Origin of the sequence: Bacteroides graminisolvens (assembly GCF_963666085.1) — a bacterium.
In the GTDB taxonomy this organism is placed as follows: domain Bacteria; phylum Bacteroidota; class Bacteroidia; order Bacteroidales; family Bacteroidaceae; genus Bacteroides; species Bacteroides graminisolvens.
The window spans coordinates 1,340,052-1,363,082 of sequence record NZ_OY762556.1 but is presented as its reverse complement, the minus strand read 5'-3'; the positions used below and the strand labels follow the sequence as shown (position 1 = coordinate 1,363,082).

The 23,031-nt window shown below is 36.0% G+C and carries 34 protein-coding genes; all 34 read right to left on the bottom strand.

Features of this window, described 5'->3' with window-relative positions:
- Positions 1-494: 494 nt before the first annotated feature.
- A complete protein-coding gene (gene rplQ, locus ACKPCE_RS05590; RefSeq protein WP_024997574.1) occupies positions 495-986 on the bottom strand; it encodes a 50S ribosomal protein L17 in 492 nt (163 codons plus the stop codon).
- 3 nt (positions 987-989) lie between these two features.
- Positions 990-1,982, bottom strand: coding sequence for a DNA-directed RNA polymerase subunit alpha (locus ACKPCE_RS05585; protein ID WP_319504462.1), 993 nt, complete (start codon positions 1,980-1,982; stop codon positions 990-992).
- An 11-nt stretch (positions 1,983-1,993) separates the two neighbouring features.
- Complete coding sequence (rpsD, locus tag ACKPCE_RS05580; protein WP_319504461.1) at positions 1,994-2,599, bottom strand: 30S ribosomal protein S4; 606 nt, start codon at positions 2,597-2,599, stop codon at positions 1,994-1,996.
- Positions 2,600-2,706: 107 nt separating this feature from the next.
- Positions 2,707-3,096, bottom strand: coding sequence for a 30S ribosomal protein S11 (rpsK, locus tag ACKPCE_RS05575; protein WP_007212088.1), 390 nt, complete (start codon positions 3,094-3,096; stop codon positions 2,707-2,709).
- A gap of 11 nt (positions 3,097-3,107) precedes the next feature.
- On the bottom strand, positions 3,108-3,488 hold the full coding sequence (gene rpsM, locus ACKPCE_RS05570) for a 30S ribosomal protein S13 (protein WP_024997577.1): 381 nt from the start codon (positions 3,486-3,488) through the stop codon (positions 3,108-3,110).
- Positions 3,489-3,521: 33 nt separating this feature from the next.
- Positions 3,522-3,638, bottom strand: a complete 117-nt coding sequence (gene ykgO / locus ACKPCE_RS05565; RefSeq protein ID WP_081698298.1) for a type B 50S ribosomal protein L36 — start codon at positions 3,636-3,638, stop codon at positions 3,522-3,524.
- 8 nt (positions 3,639-3,646) lie between these two features.
- Positions 3,647-3,865, bottom strand: a complete 219-nt coding sequence (gene infA / locus ACKPCE_RS05560; RefSeq protein WP_024997578.1) for a translation initiation factor IF-1 — start codon at positions 3,863-3,865, stop codon at positions 3,647-3,649.
- A gap of 14 nt (positions 3,866-3,879) precedes the next feature.
- A complete protein-coding gene (gene map, locus ACKPCE_RS05555; protein WP_319504460.1) occupies positions 3,880-4,671 on the bottom strand; it encodes a type I methionyl aminopeptidase in 792 nt (263 codons plus the stop codon).
- Between the two features lie 8 nt (positions 4,672-4,679).
- Positions 4,680-6,029: a preprotein translocase subunit SecY gene (gene secY / locus ACKPCE_RS05550; RefSeq protein WP_319504459.1), complete on the bottom strand. Its 1,350-nt coding sequence runs from the start codon at positions 6,027-6,029 to the stop codon at positions 4,680-4,682.
- A gap of 4 nt (positions 6,030-6,033) precedes the next feature.
- Entirely contained in the window at positions 6,034-6,480 is a 447-nt protein-coding gene (rplO, locus tag ACKPCE_RS05545; RefSeq protein WP_024997581.1) for a 50S ribosomal protein L15, read from the bottom strand.
- 27 nt (positions 6,481-6,507) lie between these two features.
- Positions 6,508-6,684, bottom strand: a complete 177-nt coding sequence (rpmD, locus tag ACKPCE_RS05540) for a 50S ribosomal protein L30 (protein WP_024997582.1) — start codon at positions 6,682-6,684, stop codon at positions 6,508-6,510.
- 11 nt (positions 6,685-6,695) lie between these two features.
- Positions 6,696-7,211: a 30S ribosomal protein S5 gene (rpsE, locus tag ACKPCE_RS05535; protein ID WP_024997583.1), complete on the bottom strand. Its 516-nt coding sequence runs from the start codon at positions 7,209-7,211 to the stop codon at positions 6,696-6,698.
- 5 nt (positions 7,212-7,216) lie between these two features.
- Entirely contained in the window at positions 7,217-7,561 is a 345-nt protein-coding gene (gene rplR / locus ACKPCE_RS05530; protein WP_319504458.1) for a 50S ribosomal protein L18, read from the bottom strand.
- A 22-nt stretch (positions 7,562-7,583) separates the two neighbouring features.
- The gene (gene rplF, locus ACKPCE_RS05525) at positions 7,584-8,138 is read right to left on the bottom strand and encodes a 50S ribosomal protein L6 (RefSeq protein WP_024997585.1); all 555 of its coding nucleotides are present in this window, start codon (positions 8,136-8,138) and stop codon (positions 7,584-7,586) included.
- A gap of 17 nt (positions 8,139-8,155) precedes the next feature.
- Entirely contained in the window at positions 8,156-8,551 is a 396-nt protein-coding gene (rpsH, locus tag ACKPCE_RS05520; protein ID WP_024997586.1) for a 30S ribosomal protein S8, read from the bottom strand.
- Positions 8,552-8,603: 52 nt separating this feature from the next.
- Positions 8,604-8,873, bottom strand: coding sequence for a 30S ribosomal protein S14 (gene rpsN, locus ACKPCE_RS05515; RefSeq protein WP_276991943.1), 270 nt, complete (start codon positions 8,871-8,873; stop codon positions 8,604-8,606).
- 4 nt (positions 8,874-8,877) lie between these two features.
- Positions 8,878-9,435, bottom strand: a complete 558-nt coding sequence (gene rplE / locus ACKPCE_RS05510) for a 50S ribosomal protein L5 (protein ID WP_024997588.1) — start codon at positions 9,433-9,435, stop codon at positions 8,878-8,880.
- Positions 9,436-9,437: 2 nt separating this feature from the next.
- Positions 9,438-9,755, bottom strand: a complete 318-nt coding sequence (rplX, locus tag ACKPCE_RS05505; RefSeq protein WP_024997589.1) for a 50S ribosomal protein L24 — start codon at positions 9,753-9,755, stop codon at positions 9,438-9,440.
- A 19-nt stretch (positions 9,756-9,774) separates the two neighbouring features.
- The gene (gene rplN, locus ACKPCE_RS05500) at positions 9,775-10,140 is read right to left on the bottom strand and encodes a 50S ribosomal protein L14 (protein ID WP_024997590.1); all 366 of its coding nucleotides are present in this window, start codon (positions 10,138-10,140) and stop codon (positions 9,775-9,777) included.
- A 2-nt stretch (positions 10,141-10,142) separates the two neighbouring features.
- Positions 10,143-10,400, bottom strand: a complete 258-nt coding sequence (gene rpsQ / locus ACKPCE_RS05495) for a 30S ribosomal protein S17 (RefSeq protein ID WP_024997591.1) — start codon at positions 10,398-10,400, stop codon at positions 10,143-10,145.
- Between the two features lie 13 nt (positions 10,401-10,413).
- Positions 10,414-10,608 (bottom strand): 50S ribosomal protein L29, encoded by a 195-nt coding sequence (gene rpmC, locus ACKPCE_RS05490; protein ID WP_034782149.1) that lies wholly within the window; start codon positions 10,606-10,608, stop codon positions 10,414-10,416.
- Between the two features lie 5 nt (positions 10,609-10,613).
- Entirely contained in the window at positions 10,614-11,048 is a 435-nt protein-coding gene (gene rplP / locus ACKPCE_RS05485) for a 50S ribosomal protein L16 (RefSeq protein WP_024997592.1), read from the bottom strand.
- A gap of 22 nt (positions 11,049-11,070) precedes the next feature.
- Positions 11,071-11,796, bottom strand: coding sequence for a 30S ribosomal protein S3 (gene rpsC, locus ACKPCE_RS05480; protein ID WP_024997593.1), 726 nt, complete (start codon positions 11,794-11,796; stop codon positions 11,071-11,073).
- An 11-nt stretch (positions 11,797-11,807) separates the two neighbouring features.
- Positions 11,808-12,212 carry a 50S ribosomal protein L22 gene (gene rplV, locus ACKPCE_RS05475; protein ID WP_024997594.1) on the bottom strand — a complete coding sequence of 135 codons (405 nt, stop codon included), beginning with the start codon at positions 12,210-12,212 and terminating at the stop codon, positions 11,808-11,810.
- A gap of 26 nt (positions 12,213-12,238) precedes the next feature.
- On the bottom strand, positions 12,239-12,508 hold the full coding sequence (rpsS, locus tag ACKPCE_RS05470) for a 30S ribosomal protein S19 (protein ID WP_024997595.1): 270 nt from the start codon (positions 12,506-12,508) through the stop codon (positions 12,239-12,241).
- Between the two features lie 19 nt (positions 12,509-12,527).
- Positions 12,528-13,352 (bottom strand): 50S ribosomal protein L2, encoded by an 825-nt coding sequence (gene rplB / locus ACKPCE_RS05465; RefSeq protein WP_024997596.1) that lies wholly within the window; start codon positions 13,350-13,352, stop codon positions 12,528-12,530.
- 1 nt (position 13,353) lies between these two features.
- Positions 13,354-13,644, bottom strand: coding sequence for a 50S ribosomal protein L23 (rplW, locus tag ACKPCE_RS05460; RefSeq protein ID WP_024997597.1), 291 nt, complete (start codon positions 13,642-13,644; stop codon positions 13,354-13,356).
- A 12-nt stretch (positions 13,645-13,656) separates the two neighbouring features.
- On the bottom strand, positions 13,657-14,283 hold the full coding sequence (rplD, locus tag ACKPCE_RS05455; protein ID WP_024997598.1) for a 50S ribosomal protein L4: 627 nt from the start codon (positions 14,281-14,283) through the stop codon (positions 13,657-13,659).
- Positions 14,283-14,900 (bottom strand): 50S ribosomal protein L3, encoded by a 618-nt coding sequence (rplC, locus tag ACKPCE_RS05450; RefSeq protein ID WP_024997599.1) that lies wholly within the window; start codon positions 14,898-14,900, stop codon positions 14,283-14,285. The genes rplD and rplC overlap by 1 nt, the downstream gene beginning before the upstream one ends.
- 20 nt (positions 14,901-14,920) lie before the next feature.
- Positions 14,921-15,226: a 30S ribosomal protein S10 gene (rpsJ, locus tag ACKPCE_RS05445; protein WP_024997600.1), complete on the bottom strand. Its 306-nt coding sequence runs from the start codon at positions 15,224-15,226 to the stop codon at positions 14,921-14,923.
- 72 nt (positions 15,227-15,298) lie between these two features.
- On the bottom strand, positions 15,299-17,416 hold the full coding sequence (gene fusA / locus ACKPCE_RS05440) for an elongation factor G (RefSeq protein ID WP_024997601.1): 2,118 nt from the start codon (positions 17,414-17,416) through the stop codon (positions 15,299-15,301).
- A 20-nt stretch (positions 17,417-17,436) separates the two neighbouring features.
- Positions 17,437-17,913, bottom strand: coding sequence for a 30S ribosomal protein S7 (gene rpsG / locus ACKPCE_RS05435; protein WP_024997602.1), 477 nt, complete (start codon positions 17,911-17,913; stop codon positions 17,437-17,439).
- A gap of 113 nt (positions 17,914-18,026) precedes the next feature.
- Positions 18,027-18,431, bottom strand: a complete 405-nt coding sequence (gene rpsL, locus ACKPCE_RS05430; RefSeq protein ID WP_319504457.1) for a 30S ribosomal protein S12 — start codon at positions 18,429-18,431, stop codon at positions 18,027-18,029.
- 313 nt (positions 18,432-18,744) lie between these two features.
- Positions 18,745-23,025 (bottom strand): DNA-directed RNA polymerase subunit beta', encoded by a 4,281-nt coding sequence (gene rpoC / locus ACKPCE_RS05425; protein WP_319504456.1) that lies wholly within the window; start codon positions 23,023-23,025, stop codon positions 18,745-18,747.
- Positions 23,026-23,031: the final 6 nt, after the last annotated feature.

The following is a 23,031-nucleotide window of genomic DNA, read 5'->3' as shown; positions in this document are numbered from 1 at the left end:
CGAATTAAAGGTGAAATGACAATAAATGAATATAATAAATCAAGGTGTATATTAAATATGATGTTCAGGCATAAATTAGAGCTAACATACACTTAAAGGAAAAAACAACTTTAGATTCTGAAATAGGAAGGTGAGTATTATAAATCCATTCAAGAAAAGCATTATCTAGTTGATTTTTAAACAGAGAAATCTATTTTGATGAAGCAATTTTTGCTATAATAAAATAATAATCATCTAATTTTGGCTGGCAATCAAGATCAATATAAGTCTAACAACTAGTGAATCAAAAAAATACATTAACCGCCGCATCTAGGATATCGAATCAATCGATATAAAACATTTCATCTAAAAGATTTGTAGGCTAATACTAAAATTACAAGCATAGTCAACCCTAAACATTAGTCATTAATAAAAAAATAACTCGAGTCACAAACTCGAGTTATTTTTTTAGCATGGTCAACATATCTCATGTGACCCTTATAAGAAAATCTCTACTATTCAACGGAAGCATTATTTTCCTCTGTAGATTGAGCGTCTTGGGCTAAATCTGTAGAATCAGCATTAACTACTTTCTTTGAACGGCGTGTTCGAGGTGATTTTTTAGCAACAATATCTTTCGACATGTTATCGTTATAATCAACCAATTCTATAAAACACATTTCAGCATTATCACCCAATCGATTCCCTGTCTTAATAATTCTCGTATAGCCACCTGGTCGATCTGCAATTTTAGTCGCAATTTCTTTAAATAATTCAGTAACTGCAATTTTATCTTGTAAATTGCTAAAAACTACACGACGAGAATTTGTTGTATCATTTTTTGATTTAGTTATCAATGGTTCAACAAATTTCTTTAATGCTTTAGCCTTAGCAACGGTCGTAGTGATTCTTTTGTGCTTTATCAAAGAAGATGCCATATTAGATAACATAGCAGCTCTATGAGAAGCAGTACGGCCTAAATGATTGAATTTTTTATTATGTCTCATTTTTTATTCTTTTTCTAATTTGTATTTCGAGATGTCAGTCCCAAATGTTAGATTCAGACTTTCCAGCAAATCATCAAGCTCGGTAAGCGATTTCTTTCCAAAATTTCTAAACTTCAGTAAATCAGTCTTATTAAATTGTACAAGATCTCCTAAAGTTTCAACATCAGCTGCTTTTAAGCAGTTAAGGGCACGAACAGACAAATCCATATCAACTAACTTAGTCTTAAGCAATTGTCTCATGTGCAAAACTTCCTCATCAAATTCCTCATTACCATCTATATCTGTATTTTCCAACGTAATCTTTTCATCAGAAAAAAGCATAAAATGATAAATTAGAATTTTGGCAGCTTCTTTTAAAGCATCTTTTGGATTAATGGAACCATCTGTAGTAATCTCAAGTATTAATTTCTCATAGTCAGTTTTTTGCTCAACACGGAAATTTTCTACTAAATACTTGACATTACGAATAGGAGTATAAATTGAATCAATTGGTATAACATTAACATCTGTACAGAACTCCCTGTTTTCATCAGCAGGGACATAACCTCTACCTTTATTAATTGTTATATCAATTTGCATAGTTGCCTTAGAATCTAAATGACAAATAACCAATTCAGGATTTAACACTTCAAATCCAGTCAAATACTTACCTATGTCACCAGCCTTAAATTCACTAGAGTTTTCAACTGTAATAGTTACCTTTTCTGTTTCGAACTCTTCAACTACTTGCTTAAATCTTACTTGTTTAAGATTTAAGATTATGTTGGTAACATCTTCCTTGACACCAGGAACACTAGAAAATTCATGCTCTACACCTTCAATCCTAATTGTTGTTATAGCAAAACCTTCCAACGAAGAAAGAAGAATTCGGCGCAATGCATTACCTACTGTAATACCAAAACCCGGCTCTAAGGGACGAAATTCGAATTTTCCAAATTTCGGATCCGACTCCAACATTAATACTTTATCAGGTTTTTGAAATGCTAATATCGCCATGGAACTAATTATTATTTAGAATACAACTCAACAATCAAATGCTCTTTAATATTCTCAGGAATATCTGTACGCTCAGGAATATGAAGCAATTTACCTACTTTAGCATTGTCATCCCATTCTAACCATGGATATTTACTATGATTAAAACCTGCAAGAGAATTACCAATTACTTCTAAAGACTTTGAACGCTCTCTTACACCAATAACTTGCCCAGGTTTCACCGCATATGAAGGAATATTAACAACACTACCGTCAACAGTTATGTGTTTATGACTTACTAACTGACGAGCTGCGGCACGCGATGGAGCAATTCCAAGACGGAACACTACATTATCCAAACGCCCTTCTAGTAATTGAAGCAAGATCTCACCTGTAATACCTTTAGCGGTCTCAGCCTTTTCAAACAAATTACGAAATTGTTTTTCCAAAACGCCATAAGTATATTTTGCCTTTTGCTTCTCACGAAGTTGGATTCCGTATTCAGAAGTTTTTCTTTTTCTAGAATTACCATGTTGTCCTGGAGGATAGTTTTTCTTTGACAACACCTTATCGGCCCCAAAAATGCCTTCACCAAATTTACGCGCAATTCTAGATTTTGGTCCTGTATATCTAGCCATTATTATTTTTATTAAATTATAGTAATCATCAACTTAATTTGTTGCAGCCGCGATTACAGAGAAGAAAGAGTGCAATCCATAAACAAAATTAAGTCTCATTTTATTAATTAAACTCTACGTCTTTTAGGAGGACGACATCCATTATGTGGCAATGGAGTTACATCGACAATCTCTGTAACCTCAATACCAGCACCATGAATAGTACGAATTGCTGACTCTCTACCATTACCGGGTCCTTTAACATATGCCTTGACTTTTCTAAGTCCAAGATCAAAAGCAATTTTTGCACAATCTTGTGCAGCCATTTGAGCTGCGTAAGGGGTGTTCTTTTTAGAGCCTCTGAAGCCCATTTTTCCAGCAGAAGACCACGAAATTATCTGCCCTTCACTATTAGCAAGTGAAACAATTATGTTATTGAATGAGGAATGAACATGTAATTGTCCATTAGCATCAACTTTAACATTCCTTTTTTTTGCTGCAACAGTTTTTTTTGCCATATCAAGAATTATTATTTAGTAGCTTTTTTCTTATTAGCAACGGTTTTCTTTCTCCCTTTACGAGTTCGTGCATTATTCTTAGTACTTTGACCACGAACAGGTAAGCCAATACGATGACGGACACCACGATAGCAACCAATGTCCATTAATCTTTTAATATTTAATTGAACTTCAGAACGAAGATCACCTTCAACCTTAAATTCTGCACCAATAATCTCACGAATTGATGCCGCTTGATCATCTGACCAATCTTTGACTTTAAGGTTTTTATCTACACCAGCTTTCTCTAGAATTTTAGCTGAACTACTGCGTCCTATACCATATACATAGGTTAACGCTATTTCTCCTCTCTTATTTTGAGGTAAATCTACACCAACTATTCTTATAGCCATAAAATAAAATATTTATCTTGCAAAAATAAGAAATTATCCTTGACGTTGTTTAAACTTAGGATTTTTCTTGTTAATAACATACAAACGACCGTTACGTCTAACAATTTTACATTCTGACGTGCGTTTTTTTAATGATGCTCTTACTTTCATATCTAAATTTATTTATATCTAAACACTATTCTTCCTTTGGATAAATCATAGGGAGACATTTCAACTCTAACTTTATCTCCAGGTAAAATCTTTATATAATGCATTCTCATCTTACCTGAAATATGAGCCGTAATCTCATGTCCATTATCTAACTCAACTCGAAACATTGCATTAGACAACGCCTCAACTATTATTCCATCTTGTTCTATTGCAGATTGCTTTGCCATAAATATTAAAATACTCAAATTCTTAAAACCTCATCAATGTAATCAAAAGTAGATAAAACATCAGCTTCTTTGTTCGTTATAGCTACAGTATGTTCAAAATGTGCAGAATAGGAACAATCTTTGGTTCTCACAGTCCAACCATCACGCTCCATAATAATAAGTCTACTGCCTAAAGTTATCATGGGTTCAATTGCGATGCACATTCCTGTTTTTAGTAAAGGTCCATAACCTTTTCTCCCATAATTTGGAACCTGAGGATCTTCGTGCATATTTCGACCAATACCATGACCTACAAACTCACGAACAACTCCGTACCCACTATTTTCACACAAACTCTGTATTGCGAAACCAATATCACCAATGCGTTTACCTACGACAGCATTATCTATACCTTCTAGCAACGCTTGTTTTGTAACTTTCAGCAAATGTTTCACATTGCTGTTAATTTCACCCACACCAAACGTATATGCAGAATCGCCACAGAAACCATTGAGGCGAACTCCACAATCAACAGAAATAATATCACCTTCTTTTAAAGTTACAGCACCACTTGGAATACCGTGAACTATTTGGTCATTAATAGATGTACAAAGTGTTGCTGGAAAAGGAGTACCAAAATTATTTGGATAACCTTTAAAAGTTGGTACTCCTCCGTGATCTCTTATATACGTTTCTGCTGATTTATCTAACTCTAAAGTAGTTACACCAGGTTTAATAAGTGAAGCAACATAACCTAAAGTTTTACTAACCAATAGATTACTCTCCCTAAGAAACTCAATTTCTTCTTCAGTTTTAAGAAAAATCATTTTAACAATCAATAAGCATTAACGGTTGAGCTAGCACTCCGACCTTTAATACGACCAGACTTCAACAATCCATCATAATGCCTCATTAACAAATGGCTTTCAATCTGCTGTAAAGTATCTAAAACGACACCAACTAAGATTAAAAGCGATGTACCACCAAAAAATTGAGCAAATTCAGCTTTAACCCCCAATAAGCCAGCAAAAGCTGGCATGATAGCCACAATTGCCAGAAAGAAAGAGCCTGGAAAGGTAATGCGTGACATAATATCATCTATATACTCCGCAGTACTCTTACCCGGTTTAATACCTGGAATGAAACCATTATTCCTTTTCATATCTTCAGCCATTTGAGTCGGATTAATAGTTATTGCTGTATAAAAATAAGTAAACAAAATAATCATCACAGCAAAAACTAAATTATACCAAAGACTCGTATGATCTGTAAAAGCCTGAATAACACTATTAGAAGTGTTAGCATTTGAAAAACCGATGAAAGTTATAGGTATGAACATAATTGCCTGAGCAAATATGATTGGCATAACACCGGCAGCATTAACTTTTAATGGAATATATTGACGTGCACCTCCATATTGCTTATTACCAACAATTTTCTTAGCATACTGAACAGGAATTTTTCTTGTTCCTTGAACCAATAAAATAGCAGCAGCAATAACCAACAGTAGGAAAACAATTTCTATTAAAAACATAATCAAGCCACCAGTCTTATCACTCATACGAGAAATTAACTCCTGAAATAAAGATTGCGGCAGCCTTGCGATAATTCCCACTAATATAATAAAAGAAATACCATTGCCAATACCTTTATCAGTAATTCTCTCACCTAACCAAAGTATAAACATGCTTCCTGCAGCCAATATAATCGTAGAGGTAAACATGAACAAGGTCCAATCTAATGAAGCATTTAAAGAAGGACCTGCTTGCATTTTCAAATTAAGTAAATAGGAAGGTGCTTGTACTAAAAGTATTAAAATCGTCAAATAACGAGTATATTGATTCATTTTCCTTCTACCACTCTCACCTTCACGCTGCATTTTCTGAAAATAGGGGACAGCAATACCCAATAATTGAATTACAATCGATGCTGAAATATATGGCATAATTCCCAAAGCAAAAATTGATGCATTTGAAAACGCACCGCCAGAAAACATATTTAACAGCGCAAGAAGACCCTCACTAGTTTGCTGATGCAGTTGAGTTAACATACCAGGATTAATTCCTGGTAAAACAACATATGATCCAAAGCGATATATCGCAACAAACAATATGGTTATGAGGATCCTTTGTCTAAGATCCTCAATTTTCCATATATTCTTTAATGTTTCAATAGCTTTTCTCATTGATCTAGAGTTTTACAACATTTCCGTCCAACGCTTCAATGGCACTAATTGCAGATTTGGAAAAAGCATGAGCTTGTACCTCCAATTTAATAGAGATGGTACCGTTACCCAAAATCTTAACTAATTGATTAGCCGAAACAAATCCCGCATCAACTAAATCAGAAAAACCGACAACCGTTAAATTTTTCTTTTCAGCAAGTTTTTGTACGACATCAATATTAATAGCTTTGTACTCTACTCGGCTAATATTTTTAAATCCAAATTTAGGCACTCTACGTTGAAGAGGCATCTGACCTCCTTCAAAACCTATTTTTTTTGAATATCCAGATCTTGACTTAGCACCTTTATGTCCTCTAGTCGAAGTACCACCTAAACCAGAACCAGAACCACGTCCTACTCTTTTCCTTGTTTTGGTTGAGCCAAAAGCTGGTTTTAAATTACTTAAATCCATATGGTAAAATTTTAAATTTCACAATGTTTATTTAACAATAGCAACCAAGTGCTTTACCTTACTCACCATTCCTAAGATAGAAGGTGTAGACTCATGTTCTACCACTCTATTTAGTTTTCGGAGACCAAGAGCATCTAAGGTACGCTTTTGGTCAATTGGAGCACCAATTCTACTTTTTATTTGTTTAATCTTTATAGTTGACATATTATATCCTCCTAACCTCTGAAAACTTTTTCAACACTAATACCTCTGTTCTGTGCAACCATACGCGCATCTCTCATCTCCGATAACGCTAAGATTGTAGCCTTAACCAAATTATGAGGATTCGAAGATCCCTTAGATTTTGCTAAAACGTCGGTAATTCCAACACTTTCTAAAACAGCACGCATAGCACCACCAGCAACTACTCCGGTACCATGCGACGCAGGTTTAATAAAAACTTCGGCACCACCAAATTTTGCAACTTGCTCGTGAGGAACTGTTCCTTTTAAAAGAGGCACCTTAGTAAGATTCTTTTTTGCAGCTTCTACGCCTTTAGCAATTGCTGCAGTAACTTCACCTGCTTTACCAAGTCCCCAGCCAATTACACCTTCTTCATTACCAACAACTACTATCGCTGAAAAACTAAAAGTTCTACCACCTTTAGTCACCTTTGTTACACGATTAATGGCAACTAATCTATCTTTTAGTTCTAAATCGTTAGTAACTTTAACTTTATTAATTCCTGCCATAATCATTAAAAATTAAGTCCACCATTACGTGCTGCATCAGCAACCTCTTTAATACGTCCGTGATACAAATAACCATTGCGATCAAAAACAACGGTCATAATTCCTGCTTCTTGAGCTCTTTTAGCAATAACCTCACCAACTTTCGCAGCCTGTTCTTTCTTAGTTACTTTTTCATCAAAAGATAAAGAAGAAGCAGAAGCTAAAGTCTTTCCCGATAGATCATCAATTATCTGTACATAGATTTGTTTATTACTTCTAAACACACTCATACGAGGGCAATCCGCTGTTCCAGATATTTTACTACGGACTCTATATTTGATTTTGGTACGTCTTTCTACTTTTGTTGTCATAATATTATCTATTATTTAAAACTTATTTAGCACCAGCTGATTTTCCTGATTTTCTACGAATAATTTCTCCCACAAATTTAATACCTTTACCTTTGTAAGGCTCAGGCTTACGGAAAGAACGAATTTTAGAACAAACCTGCCCTAAAAGTTGTTTATCGCAAGATTCCAAAATAATAAGCGGATTTTTATTCCTTTCAGATTTAGTTTCAACTTTTATCTCAGGTGGCAACTGAATAAATATATTATGCGTATAACCTAAAGATAAATCAATTATATTACCATTATTTGAAGCTCTATAACCGACACCCACAAGTTCAAGTTCCTTTTTGTAGCCAACAGAAACTCCAATAATCATATTGTTTATCAAGGAACGATACAATCCATGATATGCACGTTCTTGTTTGTCATCAGTCGAACGAGTAAGAGTAATCTCATTATTATCTAAGTTAACAGATATAACTGGATTTACATACTGACGTAACTCTCCTTTAGGACCCTTAACAGTAATAACATTATCTTTAAACTCTAATGTAACACCTGCTGGCACAGTAATAGGTAATTTTCCAATTCTAGACATTGCTTAATCCTCCCTTATTAATATACATAACACAATACCTCACCACCAACTTTCAGGTCAGAAGCTTCTTTGTTTGTCATCACTCCCCTAGAAGTAGATATTATAGCAATACCTAAACCATTAATTACTCTAGGCATATCTTTATAACCTGTGTACTTCCTCATACCAGGGGAAGATACCCTAATAAGTTTCTTGATTGCGTTAACTTTATTAACAGAATCATACTTCAAGGCAATCTTAATTGTACCTTGAGGTCCATCACTTACAAACTTATAATTAAGAATGTAACCTTTTTCAAAGAGTATTTTAGTAATCTCTTTTTTCAAATTAGAGGCTGGAACTTCTACTGTTCTATGATTTGCACTAATCGCATTTCTTAGCCTCGTCAAATAATCAGCTATCGGATCTGTCATATGAAATAAATTAATCAGGTCTATCCTGACAATATTTAAAATTTAACAATAATTACCAGCTTGCTTTCTTTACGCCAGGGATAAGCCCATTAGAAGCCATTTCTCTAAACTGGATTCTTGATACACCAAACTGACGTATATAACCTTTGGGACGCCCTGTAAGTTTGCAACGATTATGCAAACGAACAGGTGAAGAATTTTTAGGCAAAGCTTGTAAAGCTTCAAAATTACCTTCTTTCTTCAATAATGCACGTTTTTCTGCATACTTTTCCACTAACTTAGCACGTTTTACCTCACGAGCTTTCATTGATTCTTTTGCCATAATATCAATCCTTTTTAGCGTTTTTAAAAGGTAATCCAAATTCCTTCAGGAGTGCATAACCTTCTTCATCAGTCTTAGCCGTTGTTACAAAAGTTATATTCATCCCTAAAATTCTTGTTATACTATCAATATTTATTTCAGGAAAAATAATTTGTTCTTGAATGCCTAAAGTATAGTTTCCCTTACCATCAAATTTACTTTCAATCCCTTTAAAGTCTCTAATACGAGGTAAAGCAACTTTCACTAAGCGCTCAAGAAATTCGTACATCCTCTCTCTGCGTAAAGTAACCATAACACCAATTGGCATTTTCTTTCTCAATTTGAAATTGGCAATATCTTTACGAGAAATTGTTGCAACAGCCTTTTGACCTGTAATAGTAGTCATTTCATTAATTGCAACCTCAATAATTTTTTTATCAGCCACAGCCATACCTAATCCTTGATTAATGACAATCTTTTTTAACATAGGTATTTGCATGGTAGAAGAATATTGAAATTGAGACTTCAATTCAGGAGCTATACGCTCAACATATTCTTTTTTTAAACTAGCAGTATTACTCATTATTAAATCTCCTCTCCACTTTTTTTAGAATAACGTACTAAAGTCCCTTCAGAACTCTTTCTTCTACCAATACGAGTAGGCTTGTTTGTCTTAGCATCAACAACATTTAAGTTAGAGATGTGTACAGACGCCTCTTGCTTAATTATACCACCTTGAGGATACTTTGCACTAGGCTTAGCACTTTTGGAAACTAAGTTAATGCCATCAACGATTGCTCGCCCCTCTTTAACTAAAACTTTTAAAACCTTACCTGTTTTGCCTTTATCATCACCTGAATTGACATAAACAGTATCACCTTTTTTTATATGTAACTTATTCATGACTAAAGTCTTTTCTAAATTATAAAACTTCAGGTGCAAGCGAAACAACTTTCATATTTGTAGAACGTAGTTCTCTAGCAACTGGACCAAAAATACGGCTTCCACGTATCTCCCCAGCATTATTCAACAGCACACATGCATTGTCATCAAAGCGTATATAAGAACCATCAGCACGACGAATTTCTTTCTTTGTCCTAACAATTAAAGCCTTAGAAACTGCACCTTTTTTTACATCACTAGAGGGGATAACATTTTTTACTGAAACAACAATAATATCCCCAACCGAAGCATAACGACGACCTGTACCGCCAAGAACGCGGATACACAAAGCCTCCCTAGCTCCACTATTATCACACACTACTAATCTAGATTCTGCCTGTATCATAACTACTTAGCTCTTTCGATTATTTCTACTAATCTCCATCTCTTAGTTTTACTTAAGGGACGAGTCTCCATAATGCAAACTGTATCACCAACATTGCATTCATTCTTTTCATCATGTGCATGGTATTTTTTTGTCTTACTAACAAACTTACCATATATGGGATGTTTCTCTTTAAACTTAGCGGCCACAGTAATGGTCTTATCCATCTTGTTACCTAGCACAATCCCAGTTCTTTCTTTTCTTAAATTTCTTGCTTCCATTTAAGGCAATCATTTATTTATTTAATTTTCTGTCACGAAGCTCAGTTTTCATCCTAGCAATCGTTCTACGCAAAACTTTAATTTTTGCTGGATTATCTAAAGGAGAGATTGAATGATTCAAAACCAATTGGCTATAACTAATTTTCTCAGCTTCGATCCTTTCTACTAGGTCAACTGTAGACAACTCTTTTATTTCAGAATTCTTCATATGTCTTACGCATTTTGATTTTGAACATCATAATCACGCCTAACAATAAATTTTGTAGTAACAGGAAGTTTCTGAGCAGCTAACCTTAAAGCTTCTTTTGCAATCTCATATGAAACTCCTTCAACTTCAATTATAATTCTACCAGGAGTAATAGGCGCAACAAAACCTTCTGGAGAACCTTTTCCTTTACCCATACGTACTTCTGCAGGTTTCTTAGTAATAGGCTTATCAGGGAAAATTCTTATCCAGATTTGTCCTTGACGTTGCATATATCTAGTCACAGCAATACGCGCAGCTTCTATTTGCCTACCAGTAATCCATTTATTCTGGAGTGCTTTAATTCCAAAAGATCCAAAAGCAAGCTGATTGCCGCGCTGGGCATTGCCCTTCATGCGTCCCTTTTGTTGTCTTCTGAATTTTGTCTTTTTCGGTTGTAACATAATTCCTAAAATTCAAATTCGTTTAGCGATTATTTTTCTTTCTTTTGAAGTTTTTTCCGCCACTGTTATTTGTAGAACGTGCACTTTCTTTAGTTTGAGTAAAATTTGGAGCCAAATCTCTTTTTCCAAATACTTCTCCTCTACAAATCCAGACCTTAATTCCAAGCAGCCCAACTTTTGTCAAAGCCTCAGCATGACAATAATCTATATCAGCTCTAAAAGTGTGTAACGGAGTCCTTCCTTCTTTATACATCTCGGAACGAGCCATTTCAGCACCATTAAGACGTCCTGAAATTTGCACTTTTATTCCTTCAGCTCCCATTCGCATCGTATTTGCTATTGCCATCTTAATAGCACGCCTATAGGCTATTTTACCTTCAACCTGTCTTGCGATATTATTCGCAACAATAACAGCATCTAACTCAGGCCTTTTAACCTCAAAAATATTGATTTGAACATCTTTGTCGGTTATTTTCTTAAGCTCTTCCTTAAGTTTATCAACCTCTTGTCCTCCCTTACCAATAATAATACCAGGACGAGCTGTGCATACTGTAATAGTAACCAATTTTAGCGTCCTTTCAATTATAATACGAGATATGCTCGCTTTTGCTAACCTAGCATTTAAATATTTACGAATCTTGCTATCTTCAAGCAAAGAATCACCATAATCATTTCCACCATACCAGTTAGAATCCCAACCTCTAATGATTCCCAAACGATTACTAATTGGATTAACTTTTTGTCCCATGTAGCATTTATTTAATCTTCATTATTACTCTTAGCATCAACGAACAAAGTTACGTGATTTGAACGTTTGCGAATTCTGTAACCTCTCCCTTGAGGAGCTGGTCTCATTCTCTTTAATGTTGAACCACAATCAACAAAAACTTTTGTAACAAACAGTTCTCCACCTTCAGCTTTACGTTCGTTTTTCTGTTCCCAATTGGCAATCGCTGAGCGTAATAGTTTCTCTACTCTCGAAGATGCTTCCTTAGATGAAAATCGTAACACACCAAGTGCTTTATTTACTTCCATTCCACGAATCATGTCAACAACAAGACGCATTTTCCGAGGAGAAGTAGGAACATTTTGCAGCTTTGCAAAATATGTAGCTTTAAGGGCTTCTTTTCTTTTATCTGCCGATATTTTTTTTCTTGTTCCCATTATAACTTAATTTTTCCTTATAATCATTACTTTTTCTTATTACCTGCATGTCCTCTGAAGGTACGTGTTGGGGCAAATTCTCCAAGTTTATGACCTACCATATTCTCGGTAACATATACAGGTATAAATTTATTCCCATTATGTACTGCAACAGTGTGGCCAACAAAGTCTGGCGATATCATTGAAGCCCTAGCCCATGTTTTAACAACAGCCTTTTTCCCAGATTCATTCATTGCAAGAACTTTTCCTTCAAGCTTAACATTAATATAGGGACCTTTTTTTAATGAACGACTCATAACTTACTAATTAATCAGATTACTTTTTCCTTCTCTCAATAATATACTTAGAAGATTGCTTTTTAGGAGCTCTCGTTTTAAGTCCTTTTGCATATAGACCTTTACGAGATCTTGGGTGACCTCCAGAAGCACGTCCTTCACCACCACCCATTGGGTGATCAACAGGGTTCATTACAACTCCACGATTTCGAGGACGGCGTCCCATCCATCTTGATCGGCCTGCTTTACCAGAACTCTCAAGTGCATGATCTGAATTACCAACACTACCTATAGTCGCTTTACAAGTACTCAAAATCTGCCTAACTTCCCCAGAAGGCAATTTAATAACGCAATACTTGCCTTCTCTTGATGTTAATTGGGCAAAATTACCAGCAGAACGAACAAAAGCTGCTCCTTGACCGGGGCGTAACTCTATATTATGAATCACAGTACCAACAGGAATATTTTGAAGAGGTAAAGTATTCCCTATTTCAGGTGCAGCATCCGCACCTGACAATAATGTAACACCTACTTGCAAACCATTAGGCGCAATGATATAACGTTTCTCACCATCAGCATAGTACAACAACGCAATGCGAGCTGAACGATTTGGGTCATACTCAATTGTCTTAACTACCGCAGGAACACCATCCTTATTTCTCTTGAAGTCAACAACACGAATAACCTTCTTATGACCGCCTCCAATGTAACGCATTGTCATTTTACCGACATTATTACGGCCTCCAGAAGACTTCTTACCATATACAAGAGATTTTTCTGGTACTTGAGCAGTTATATCATCAAAAGTACCAATAATCTTATGTCTTTGCCCTGGTGTTGTGGGCTTAAATTTACGTACTGCCATTTTAAATATTGCTATAAAAATCTATAGAATCACCATCTTTTAAAGTTACTATTGCTTTCTTAAAAGCATTAGTACGACCTTTGATAATACCAGCGCGCGTGTAACGACTTTTAGTTTTGCCAGCATATCTTGTTGTATTAACATCCACAACAGTAACATTGTAATGCATTTCAACTTCTCTCTTTATTTCTAATTTATTAGCTTCAGGACGTACAATAAAACCGAAACGATTAAGTTTATCAGTTATTGCAGTCATTTTCTCCGTCACCAATGGTTTAATTATAATTCCCATTATACTACTCCTTTAAATTGAAACTTTATCAAAATATGATAGCGAACTTTCAGTAAACACAACAACATCAGAATTCAACACTCTATAAGTATTGAGCCCAGATGTAGTTTGCACAGAAGCACCAGCAATGTTACGAGCCGACAAATATACGTTTTTATTCGTTTCCAATAGAATCATTAACAGCTTTTTATTGGAAATATTAAGTTTTTTTGTCAAACTTACAAATTCTCTAGTCTTAGGAACCTCAAAAGTGAAATCTTCAAGCACTATGATCGCATCATACTTAGCCTTATAAGAAAGGGCTGATTTACGAGCCAACGCTTTCACTTTTTTATTGAGCTTAAAGAAATAGTCGCGAGGTCTTGGACCGAAAACTCTACCACCACCAACTAAAACAGGAGAATTCATATCGCCTCGTCGAGCTCCCCCACCGCCCTTTTGACGACCAATTTTGCGGGTAGAACCGCTAATTTCACTTCTTTCCTTAGATTTATGTGTACCTTGACGCTGATTTGCCATAAATTGCTTTACGTCCAGATAAATAGCATGATCATTGGGTTCAATACCGAAGATAGATTCGTTTAACGTAACCTTTCTTCCAGTGGCTTCACCATTTATATTATATACGTTAACTTCCATTACTTTTCAATTATTACGATTGAACCTTTACAACCAGGGACAGAACCTTTAATCAACAAAAGATTGTGTTCCTCAATCACTTTTAAAACTTTAAGATTTTGCACTGTAACTCTGTCTCCTCCAAGTTGGCCTCCCATTCGCATTCCTTTAAAAACCTTTGCAGGATACGAGCAAGCGCCAATAGAACCCGGTTTACGAGCACGATTATGCTGTCCATGTGTCGATTGCCCAACACCTCCAAAACCATGGCGCTTTACAACACCTTGAAAACCTTTACCTTTAGATGTTCCAATTACATCTACAAAATCCTCATCACTAAATAAGGAAACATTAATCGTGTCTCCTAAATTAAAGACCTGATCGAAATCCTTAAACTCAGCCAAGTGTCTCTTGGGCGTAACTCCAGCTCTCTTAAAATGGCCCATCAAGGGCTTCGTAGTATGTTTCTCTTTTTTTTCTTGAAAACCTAACTGCAAAGCTTCATAACCATCTACTTTAGACGTTTTCACCTGAGTAACTACACAAGGACCTGCTTCGATAACAGTGCATGGTACATTTTTACCATCGGCACTGAAAACGGATGTCATTCCGATTTTCTTTCCTAATAATCCTGGCATTTCACTAACTTATTAAATTATCAAACTTTAATTTCAACCTCAACTCCACTTGGCAACTCAAGCTTCATTAATGCATCAACTGTTTTAGCAGTCGAACTATAAATATCTATCAACCTTTTGTACGAAGAAAGTTCAAATTGCTCCCTAGACTTCTTGTTTACAAAAGTAGATCTATTTACCGTAAAAATACGTTTATGAGTGGGCAACGGTATAGGCCCACTAACAATAGCGCCAGTACTTTTTACAGTTTTTACAATCTTTTCAGCCGACTTATCAACCAAATTATGATCGTATGATTTTAATTTAATTCTAATTTTTTGACTCATCTTCAGTTTTAATTAAATATTAATAAATAGTAGTGACTTAAGAGTCATTCACTAAGTCACTACATTAATTGATTATAATAAATCTGTCCTTCCTTTCACTTCATCAAGCACAGTCTTAGCAATAGACGTAGAAACCTGAGAATGATGTGAATACGTCATAGAAGAAGTTGCACGTCCAGAAGTAATTGTTCTGAGTGAAGTAACATAGCCAAACATTTCAGCAAGAGGCACAGTAGCTTTAACAATTCTCGCGCCAGATCGACTGGACTCCATTCCTTCTACTTGACCGCGACGCTTATTCAAGTCACCAATTACATCACCCATATTTTCTTCAGGGGTAACAACCTCAAGTTTCATCATAGGTTCCATTAAAACAGGGCCAGCTTTCGCACATGCATTTTTGTATGCTTGTATTGCACAAATTTCAAAAGATAATTGATCCGAATCAACAGGGTGAAATGAACCGTCAACCAATGTAACCTTCAAAGAATCAAGAGGATAACCAGCAAGAACACCATTCTTCATTGCCGACTGAAAGCCTTTTTGAACAGATGGAATAAACTCTTTAGGAATATTACCTCCCTTTACTTCATCAATAAACTGTAGACCTCCTTGTACGAAATCCGCATCAACAGGACCAATATTGACAATAATATCAGCAAACTTACCACGACCTCCAGATTGTTTTTTATATACTTCTCTTAAATTGACAGTCTTCGTGATTGCCTCTTTGTAATTAACTTGGGGACGACCTTGGTTACATTCAACTTTAAATTCTCGTTTAAGACGATCAATAATAATTTCCAAGTGCAATTCACCCATTCCAGAAATAACAGTTTGTCCGGTTTGCTCATCAGTCTTCACTGTAAAAGTAGGATCTTCTTCTGCCAACTTAGCTAAGCCGTTAGACAACTTATCCATATCCTTTTGAGTTTTAGGTTCAATTGCAACACCGATAACTGGTTCAGGAAAATCCATAGATTCCAATACAATAGGAGCCGATTCATCACATAATGTATCGCCTGTACGAATATCCTTTAAACCAACAGCAGCACCAATATCCCCAGCACCGATAACCTCAACTGGATTTTGTTTATTTGAGTGCATCTGAAATAAACGAGAAATACGCTCCTTCTTCCCTGAGCGAGAATTGTAAACATAAGAACCTGCATCAACTTTACCTGAATAAACACGGAAAAAAGTTAGACGACCTACATAGGGGTCTGTCGCAATTTTGAAGGCTAAAGCAGCAGTTTTGTCTTCCTCATCAGGCTTACGATCTTCTTCAATCCCTGTATTGGGATTTGTACCAACAACATTTTCTGTATCTAAAGGAGATGGTAAAAAAGCACATACGTAATCCAATAATGTCTGTACGCCCTTATTTTTAAAAGAAGAACCACAAAGCATAGGAACAATAGCCATTTGAACAGTGGCATTACGCAACGCTCTCAAAACTTCTTCTTCTGTGATAGTAGATGGATCATCAAAATATTTCTCCATTAATGCATCATCATACTCAGCAACTTTTTCAAGCATCTTATCTCTCCATTCATTGCTCTCATCAACTAAATCAGCAGGAATCTCGTCAACAGTATAGTCAGCACCCATTGTCTCATCATGCCAATAAATAGCCTTCATCTTAATCAAGTCCACAAGTCCCTTAAAAGTTTCTTCCGCACCAATGGGAACAACAACAGGACACGGATTTGCTCCTAAAATATCTTTCATCTGACGGACTACTTCAAAAAAGTCAGCGCCTGATCGGTCCATTTTATTTACGTAACCAATTCTGGGAACATTATACTTATCAGCTTGACGCCATACAGTTTCGGACTGAGGCTCGACACCACCCACAGCACAGTAAGTAGCAACTGCCCCATCCAAAACACGAAGAGAACGTTCCACTTCCGCTGTAAAGTCAACGTGTCCAGGTGTATCTATTAAATTTATTTTATAGGTTTCGTTTGCATATTTCCACCTCGTAGTAGTAGCAGCAGATGTAATAGTAATTCCACGCTCCTGCTCTTGTTCCATCCAGTCCATTGTAGCTGCTCCATCATGAACCTCACCAATTTTGTGTGTCAATCCGGTATAAAACAAGATACGCTCCGAAGTTGTAGTCTTACCAGCATCAATATGAGCCATGATACCGATATTACGAGTTAAATGTAAATCATGTTTTGCCATCTTCTAGTACTTTTATATATTTAGAATCTAAAATGCGCAAAAGCACGATTAGCTTCAGCCATTCTATGCATATCCTCTTTACGTTTAAATGACCCTCCTTGTTCGTTGAAAGCATCTATAATCTCAGCAGCAAGTTTATCAGCCATAGACTTTCCGCCTCTCTTACGAGCATATAAAATTAGATTCTTCATCGAAATTGATTCTTTACGATCGGGTCTGATTTCAGTCGGAACCTGGAAAGTCGCGCCACCTACACGTCTAGATTTCACTTCCACTAAAGGCGTAATATTATCTAGAGCCTTCTTCCACACCTCCAAAGCACTTTTTTCTTCATTAGGAAGCTTATTCTTAACAACCTCTAATGCTGCATAAAAAATTTCATACGAAGTGTTTTTTTTGCCATCATACATGAGATGATTCACAAATTTCGATACTTTTTGATCATTAAACACCGGATCTGGTAAGATCACACGTTTTTTGGGTTTAGCTTTTCTCATTTTACAATAAATAATGTTTTGTTTTTGGTTGCATTTTGTCTTCAACACCCTCACTAGGACATTTACTCAACCTTATACTTTTCCAATAACGAAAACGAGTTATAATTTGTTAATTATTTTTTCTTTGCAGGAACTGCTGGTTGACCTGGCTTTGGTCTTTTTGCACCATACTTAGATCTTCTTTGAGTACGACCAGCTACTCCTGCTGTATCCAAGGTACCACGTACAATGTGATAGCGAACACCAGGAAGGTCTTTCACACGTCCACCACGAACTAAAACGATGGAGTGTTCCTGAAGGTTGTGTCCTTCACCTGGTATATAAGAGTTTACCTCTTTTTGATTTGTAAGGCGAACACGTGCCACTTTACGCATTGCTGAATTCGGCTTTTTAGGTGTTGTTGTATACACCCTAACACAAACGCCGCGTCTTTGAGGGCAAGAATCCAGCGCAGGAGATTTACTTTTCTCTACCAACACTGAGCGCCCTTTTCTTACTAATTGTTGAATTGTAGGCATTTTAATTGTTTTTAATTATATATTATTTATTATTAATTTCAATACAGTATAATTCGGGCTGCAAAAATACAAATAATAATCCAATATATCAAACCAATATCTTTTTTTATTTTTTGTTCTCTATTTGTGGGGCAAATCAAGGAATTAAAGATATAATAATTCAGTAAGATTGATTTAAACAAAGATTATATATTGCAAACCATTAAAATGATAAAAAATACAAGAACACCCAAGATGATATTAATATATAATATTAGATATCAACTCAGGTGTTCATAATAATATTTAACAGGCGATCATTCCATGAAAGGAACTATGATTCCGTATAATCAATTACCGTCCTCTTATTAGCCAAAGCCCTATCGTATTCCTCTTTAGAGCCAACAATGATTTTTTCAAATTCACGTTGCCCAGTTCCTGCAGGAATTAAATGACCACATATTACATTTTCTTTCATACCCTCTAAACGATCAACTTTACCATTTATCGCAGCTTCATTTAAGACTTTAGTTGTCTCTTGGAATGATGCTGCCGACATAAAGCTAGATGTTTGTAAAGCAGCACGAGTGATACCTTGTAATATTTGGGTAGATGTTGCTGGTATAGCATCACGAACTTCGACAAGTTTCAAGTCACGACGTTTTAACATACTGTTTTCATCTCTCAACTTACGTGCAGTAACAATTTGTCCAGCTTGTAAAGTTTGAGAATCACCAGATTCAACTACAACCTTTTTACCCCAAATTCGGTCGTTTTCTTCCATAAAGTCAAGCTTATCAACCACTTGTTGTTCCAAGAAGCGAGTATCACCAGATTCATCAATCTGTACTTTTCGCATCATCTGACGCACAATTATCTCAAAATGCTTGTCGTTAATTTTCACACCCTGAAGCCTGTATACATCCTGAACCTCGTTAACTATGTATTCTTGAACTGCAGTAGGGCCCTTAATAGCCAAAATATCAGATGGAGTTGTGGCACCATCAGATAATGGAGTTCCTGCCCGAACATAATCATTTTCCTGAACTAGAATTTGTTTAGAAAGAGCAACTAAATATTTCTTAACCTCTCCAGTTTTTGAGGTGACAATAATTTCACGATTTCCTCTTTTAATTTTCCCCATACTAATCTCTCCGTCAATTTCTGAGACCACTGCCGGATTTGATGGATTACGGGCTTCAAAGAGCTCTGTTACACGGGGCAATCCTCCAGTAATATCACCAGCCTTACCTACAGCGCGAGGGATCTTAACTATTACCTCACCTGCCTTGACCTTTTGTCCATTTTCAATAACAACGTGTCCACCCACAGGAAGATTATATGTTCTAATCAAATCACCACTCTCAGATATTACATGAGCAGATGGGACTTTAGTTTTATCTTTAGATTCAATTATGATTATTTCTCTAAGACCAGTTGCTTCGTCTGATTCAACTTTATAAGTAATATTCTCAATCACCCCTTCAAAATCAATTCTACCTGTAGCTTCAGTAATGATAACAGCATTAAAAGGATCCCATTTAGCAATAACCTTACCTTTATTTACTATATCACCGTCTGCGGCGTAAAGTTTTGAACCATAAGGAACATTATGAGTTGATAAAACAATATTCGTATTTACATCTATGAAGCGAACCTCAGCTAAACGTCCAACAACGACTTTAGCAGCCTCACCACTCTCATCAACAACATCAACCGTTCTAAGTTCTTCAAACTCTAGGCGCGAATCATTCTTAGCCACTATACTTGCATTTGCAGCTATATTAGCTGCAGTTCCTCCAGCGTGGAAAGTTCTCAATGTTAACTGTGTACCCGGCTCACCAATTGATTGTGCGGCAATAACACCAACCGCCTCACCTTTCTGAACCATACGGTTAGCCGCTAAATTTCTTCCGTAACATTTGGCGCAAACTCCCTTTTTAGATTCACAAGTTAATACCGAACGTATTTCGACACTCTCTATTGGAGATTCTTGAATTTTTTTCGCGATATCTTCTGTAATTTCTTCTCCACCAGCAACTAACAACTCTCCAGTAGTAGGATGAATAATATCATGTACAGATACTCTTCCTAAAATACGTTCATACAAAGTAGCAATAATATCATCATTATTCTTCAAGTCCATGCATACAAGACCACGAAGTGTGCCACAGTCTTCTTCATTAATAATAACATCGTGCGAAACGTCAACTAAACGACGAGTTAGATACCCTGCATCCGCTGTTTTGAGAGCTGTATCAGCAAGACCTTTACGGGCACCGTGAGTAGAAATAAAATACTCCAATACAGATAATCCCTCTTTAAAGTTTGACAAGATAGGATTTTCAATAATCTGTCCGCCCTCGGCACCTGCTTTCTGAGGCTTAGCCATAAGACCACGCATACCAGAAAGCTGTCTAATCTGCTCTTTTGATCCACGAGCACCAGAATCAAGCATCATATACACTGAATTAAAACCTTGATCATCAGATGAGATCGTTTTCATTAGTATATTTGAAAGTTCAGAGTTCACGTGTGTCCATATATCAATAACCTGATTATAACGTTCGTTATTTGTAATGAACCCCATATTATAGTTACTAATTACTTGCTCAACTTCATCATACCCTCTTTGTACAAGTGTTTCCTTTTCCTCAGGAATAATAATATCATCTAAGTTAAATGAAAGGCCACCCTTAAATGCCATTCGATACCCTAAATCTTTTATACCATCTAGAAAATCTGCAGTTTTTGCAACTCCGCATTTTTTTATAACATCACCAATGATTTCTCTTAAGGATTTTTTAGAAATAATGGTATTGATATAACCAACCTCTGCAGGTACAATTTCATTAACAATAACACGTCCAACAGACGTTTCACGCAAAACATCCACAATGTTGCCATTCTCGTCTAAGTCCTTTACAATAACTTTGATTGGAGAATGAATATCGACTTTCCCTTCATTGTAAGCAATCATCGCCTCTTCAGGTCCATAAAAGATGAGTCCTTCACCTTTTGCCCCTTTACGAAGTTTAGTGATATAGTATAATCCAAGAACCATGTCTTGAGAAGGAACAGTAATTGGAGCTCCATTGGCGGGATTTAAGATATTATGTGAAGCAAGCATCAACATCTGCGCTTCCAATATGGCTTCATTACTTAAAGGTAAATGAACAGCCATCTGGTCACCATCAAAGTCTGCATTAAAAGCAGTACAAGCGAGCGGATGCAACTGAATTGCTTTGCCTTCAATCATCTTAGGTTGAAATGCCTGAATACCCAGTCTATGCAAAGTTGGTGCACGGTTTAACAGCACTGGATGTCCTTTCATAACATGTTCCAAAATATCCCAAATAACAGGTTCTTTGCGATCAACAATTTTCTTCGCAGACTTTACTGTTTTAACAATACCTCTTTCTATTAGCTTTCTAATAACAAAAGGTTTATAAAGTTCTGCTGCCATTAATTTAGGGATTCCACACTCGTGCATTTTTAATTCTGGTCCCACTACAATAACAGAACGGGCAGAATAATCAACACGCTTACCAAGCAAGTTCTGACGAAAACGCCCTTGTTTACCCTTAAGGCTATCTGACAAAGATTTTAATGGTCTATTTGCATCCGTCTTTACGGCACTTGATTTGCGAGAATTATCAAATAAGGAATCAACTGATTCTTGTAACATACGTTTTTCATTACGCAAAATTACTTCAGGAGCCTTTATCTCAATAAGTCTCTTAAGACGATTATTTCTAATTATAACTCTTCTATAAAGATCATTCAAGTCAGAAGTAGCAAACCTTCCCCCATCAAGAGGAACTAATGGACGTAATTCAGGAGGAATAACAGGAACAATCCTCACAACCATCCATTCAGGTTTATTACGCCCTCTTGAAATACGGAATGATTCAACAACTTGTAAACGTTTTAATGCTTCATTCTTACGTTGCTGAGAGGCGTCATTCCCCGCGCGATGTCTCAACTCATATGATAAAGCATCTAAGTCAAGACGAGAAAGTAAGTCATAGATAGCATCCGCACCCATCTTAGCAATAAACTTATTCGGATCATTATCTTCCAAATACTGATTTTCTTTAGGAAGAGTGTCTAGAATATCCAAATATTCTTCTTCTGAAAGCAAATCATATGCAGCAATACCGTCTTCTGATTTCACACCAGGCTGTATAACTACGTATCTTTCATAATAAATTATTGAATCAAGTTTTTTGGTTGGCAAGCCTAACAAATAACCTATTTTATTAGGTAAAGAACGGAAATACCATATATGAGCAACGGGCACGACCAATTGTATGTGTCCCATTCGTTCACGTCTTACTTTCTTTTCCGTAACTTCAACGCCACAACGATCACAAACGATACCTTTGTAACGAATACGCTTATATTTTCCGCAATGACACTCGTAATCTTTGATTGGTCCAAAGATTCTTTCGCAGAACAGTCCATCGCGTTCAGGCTTATATGTACGGTAATTTATAGTTTCAGGTTTTAAAACCTCACCACTCGAATTTTCAAGAATTTCTTCAGGGGAAGCCAAACCAATTGAAATCTTCGAGAAATTACTCTTTATCTTATTTTCTTTTCTAAAAGCCATATAACA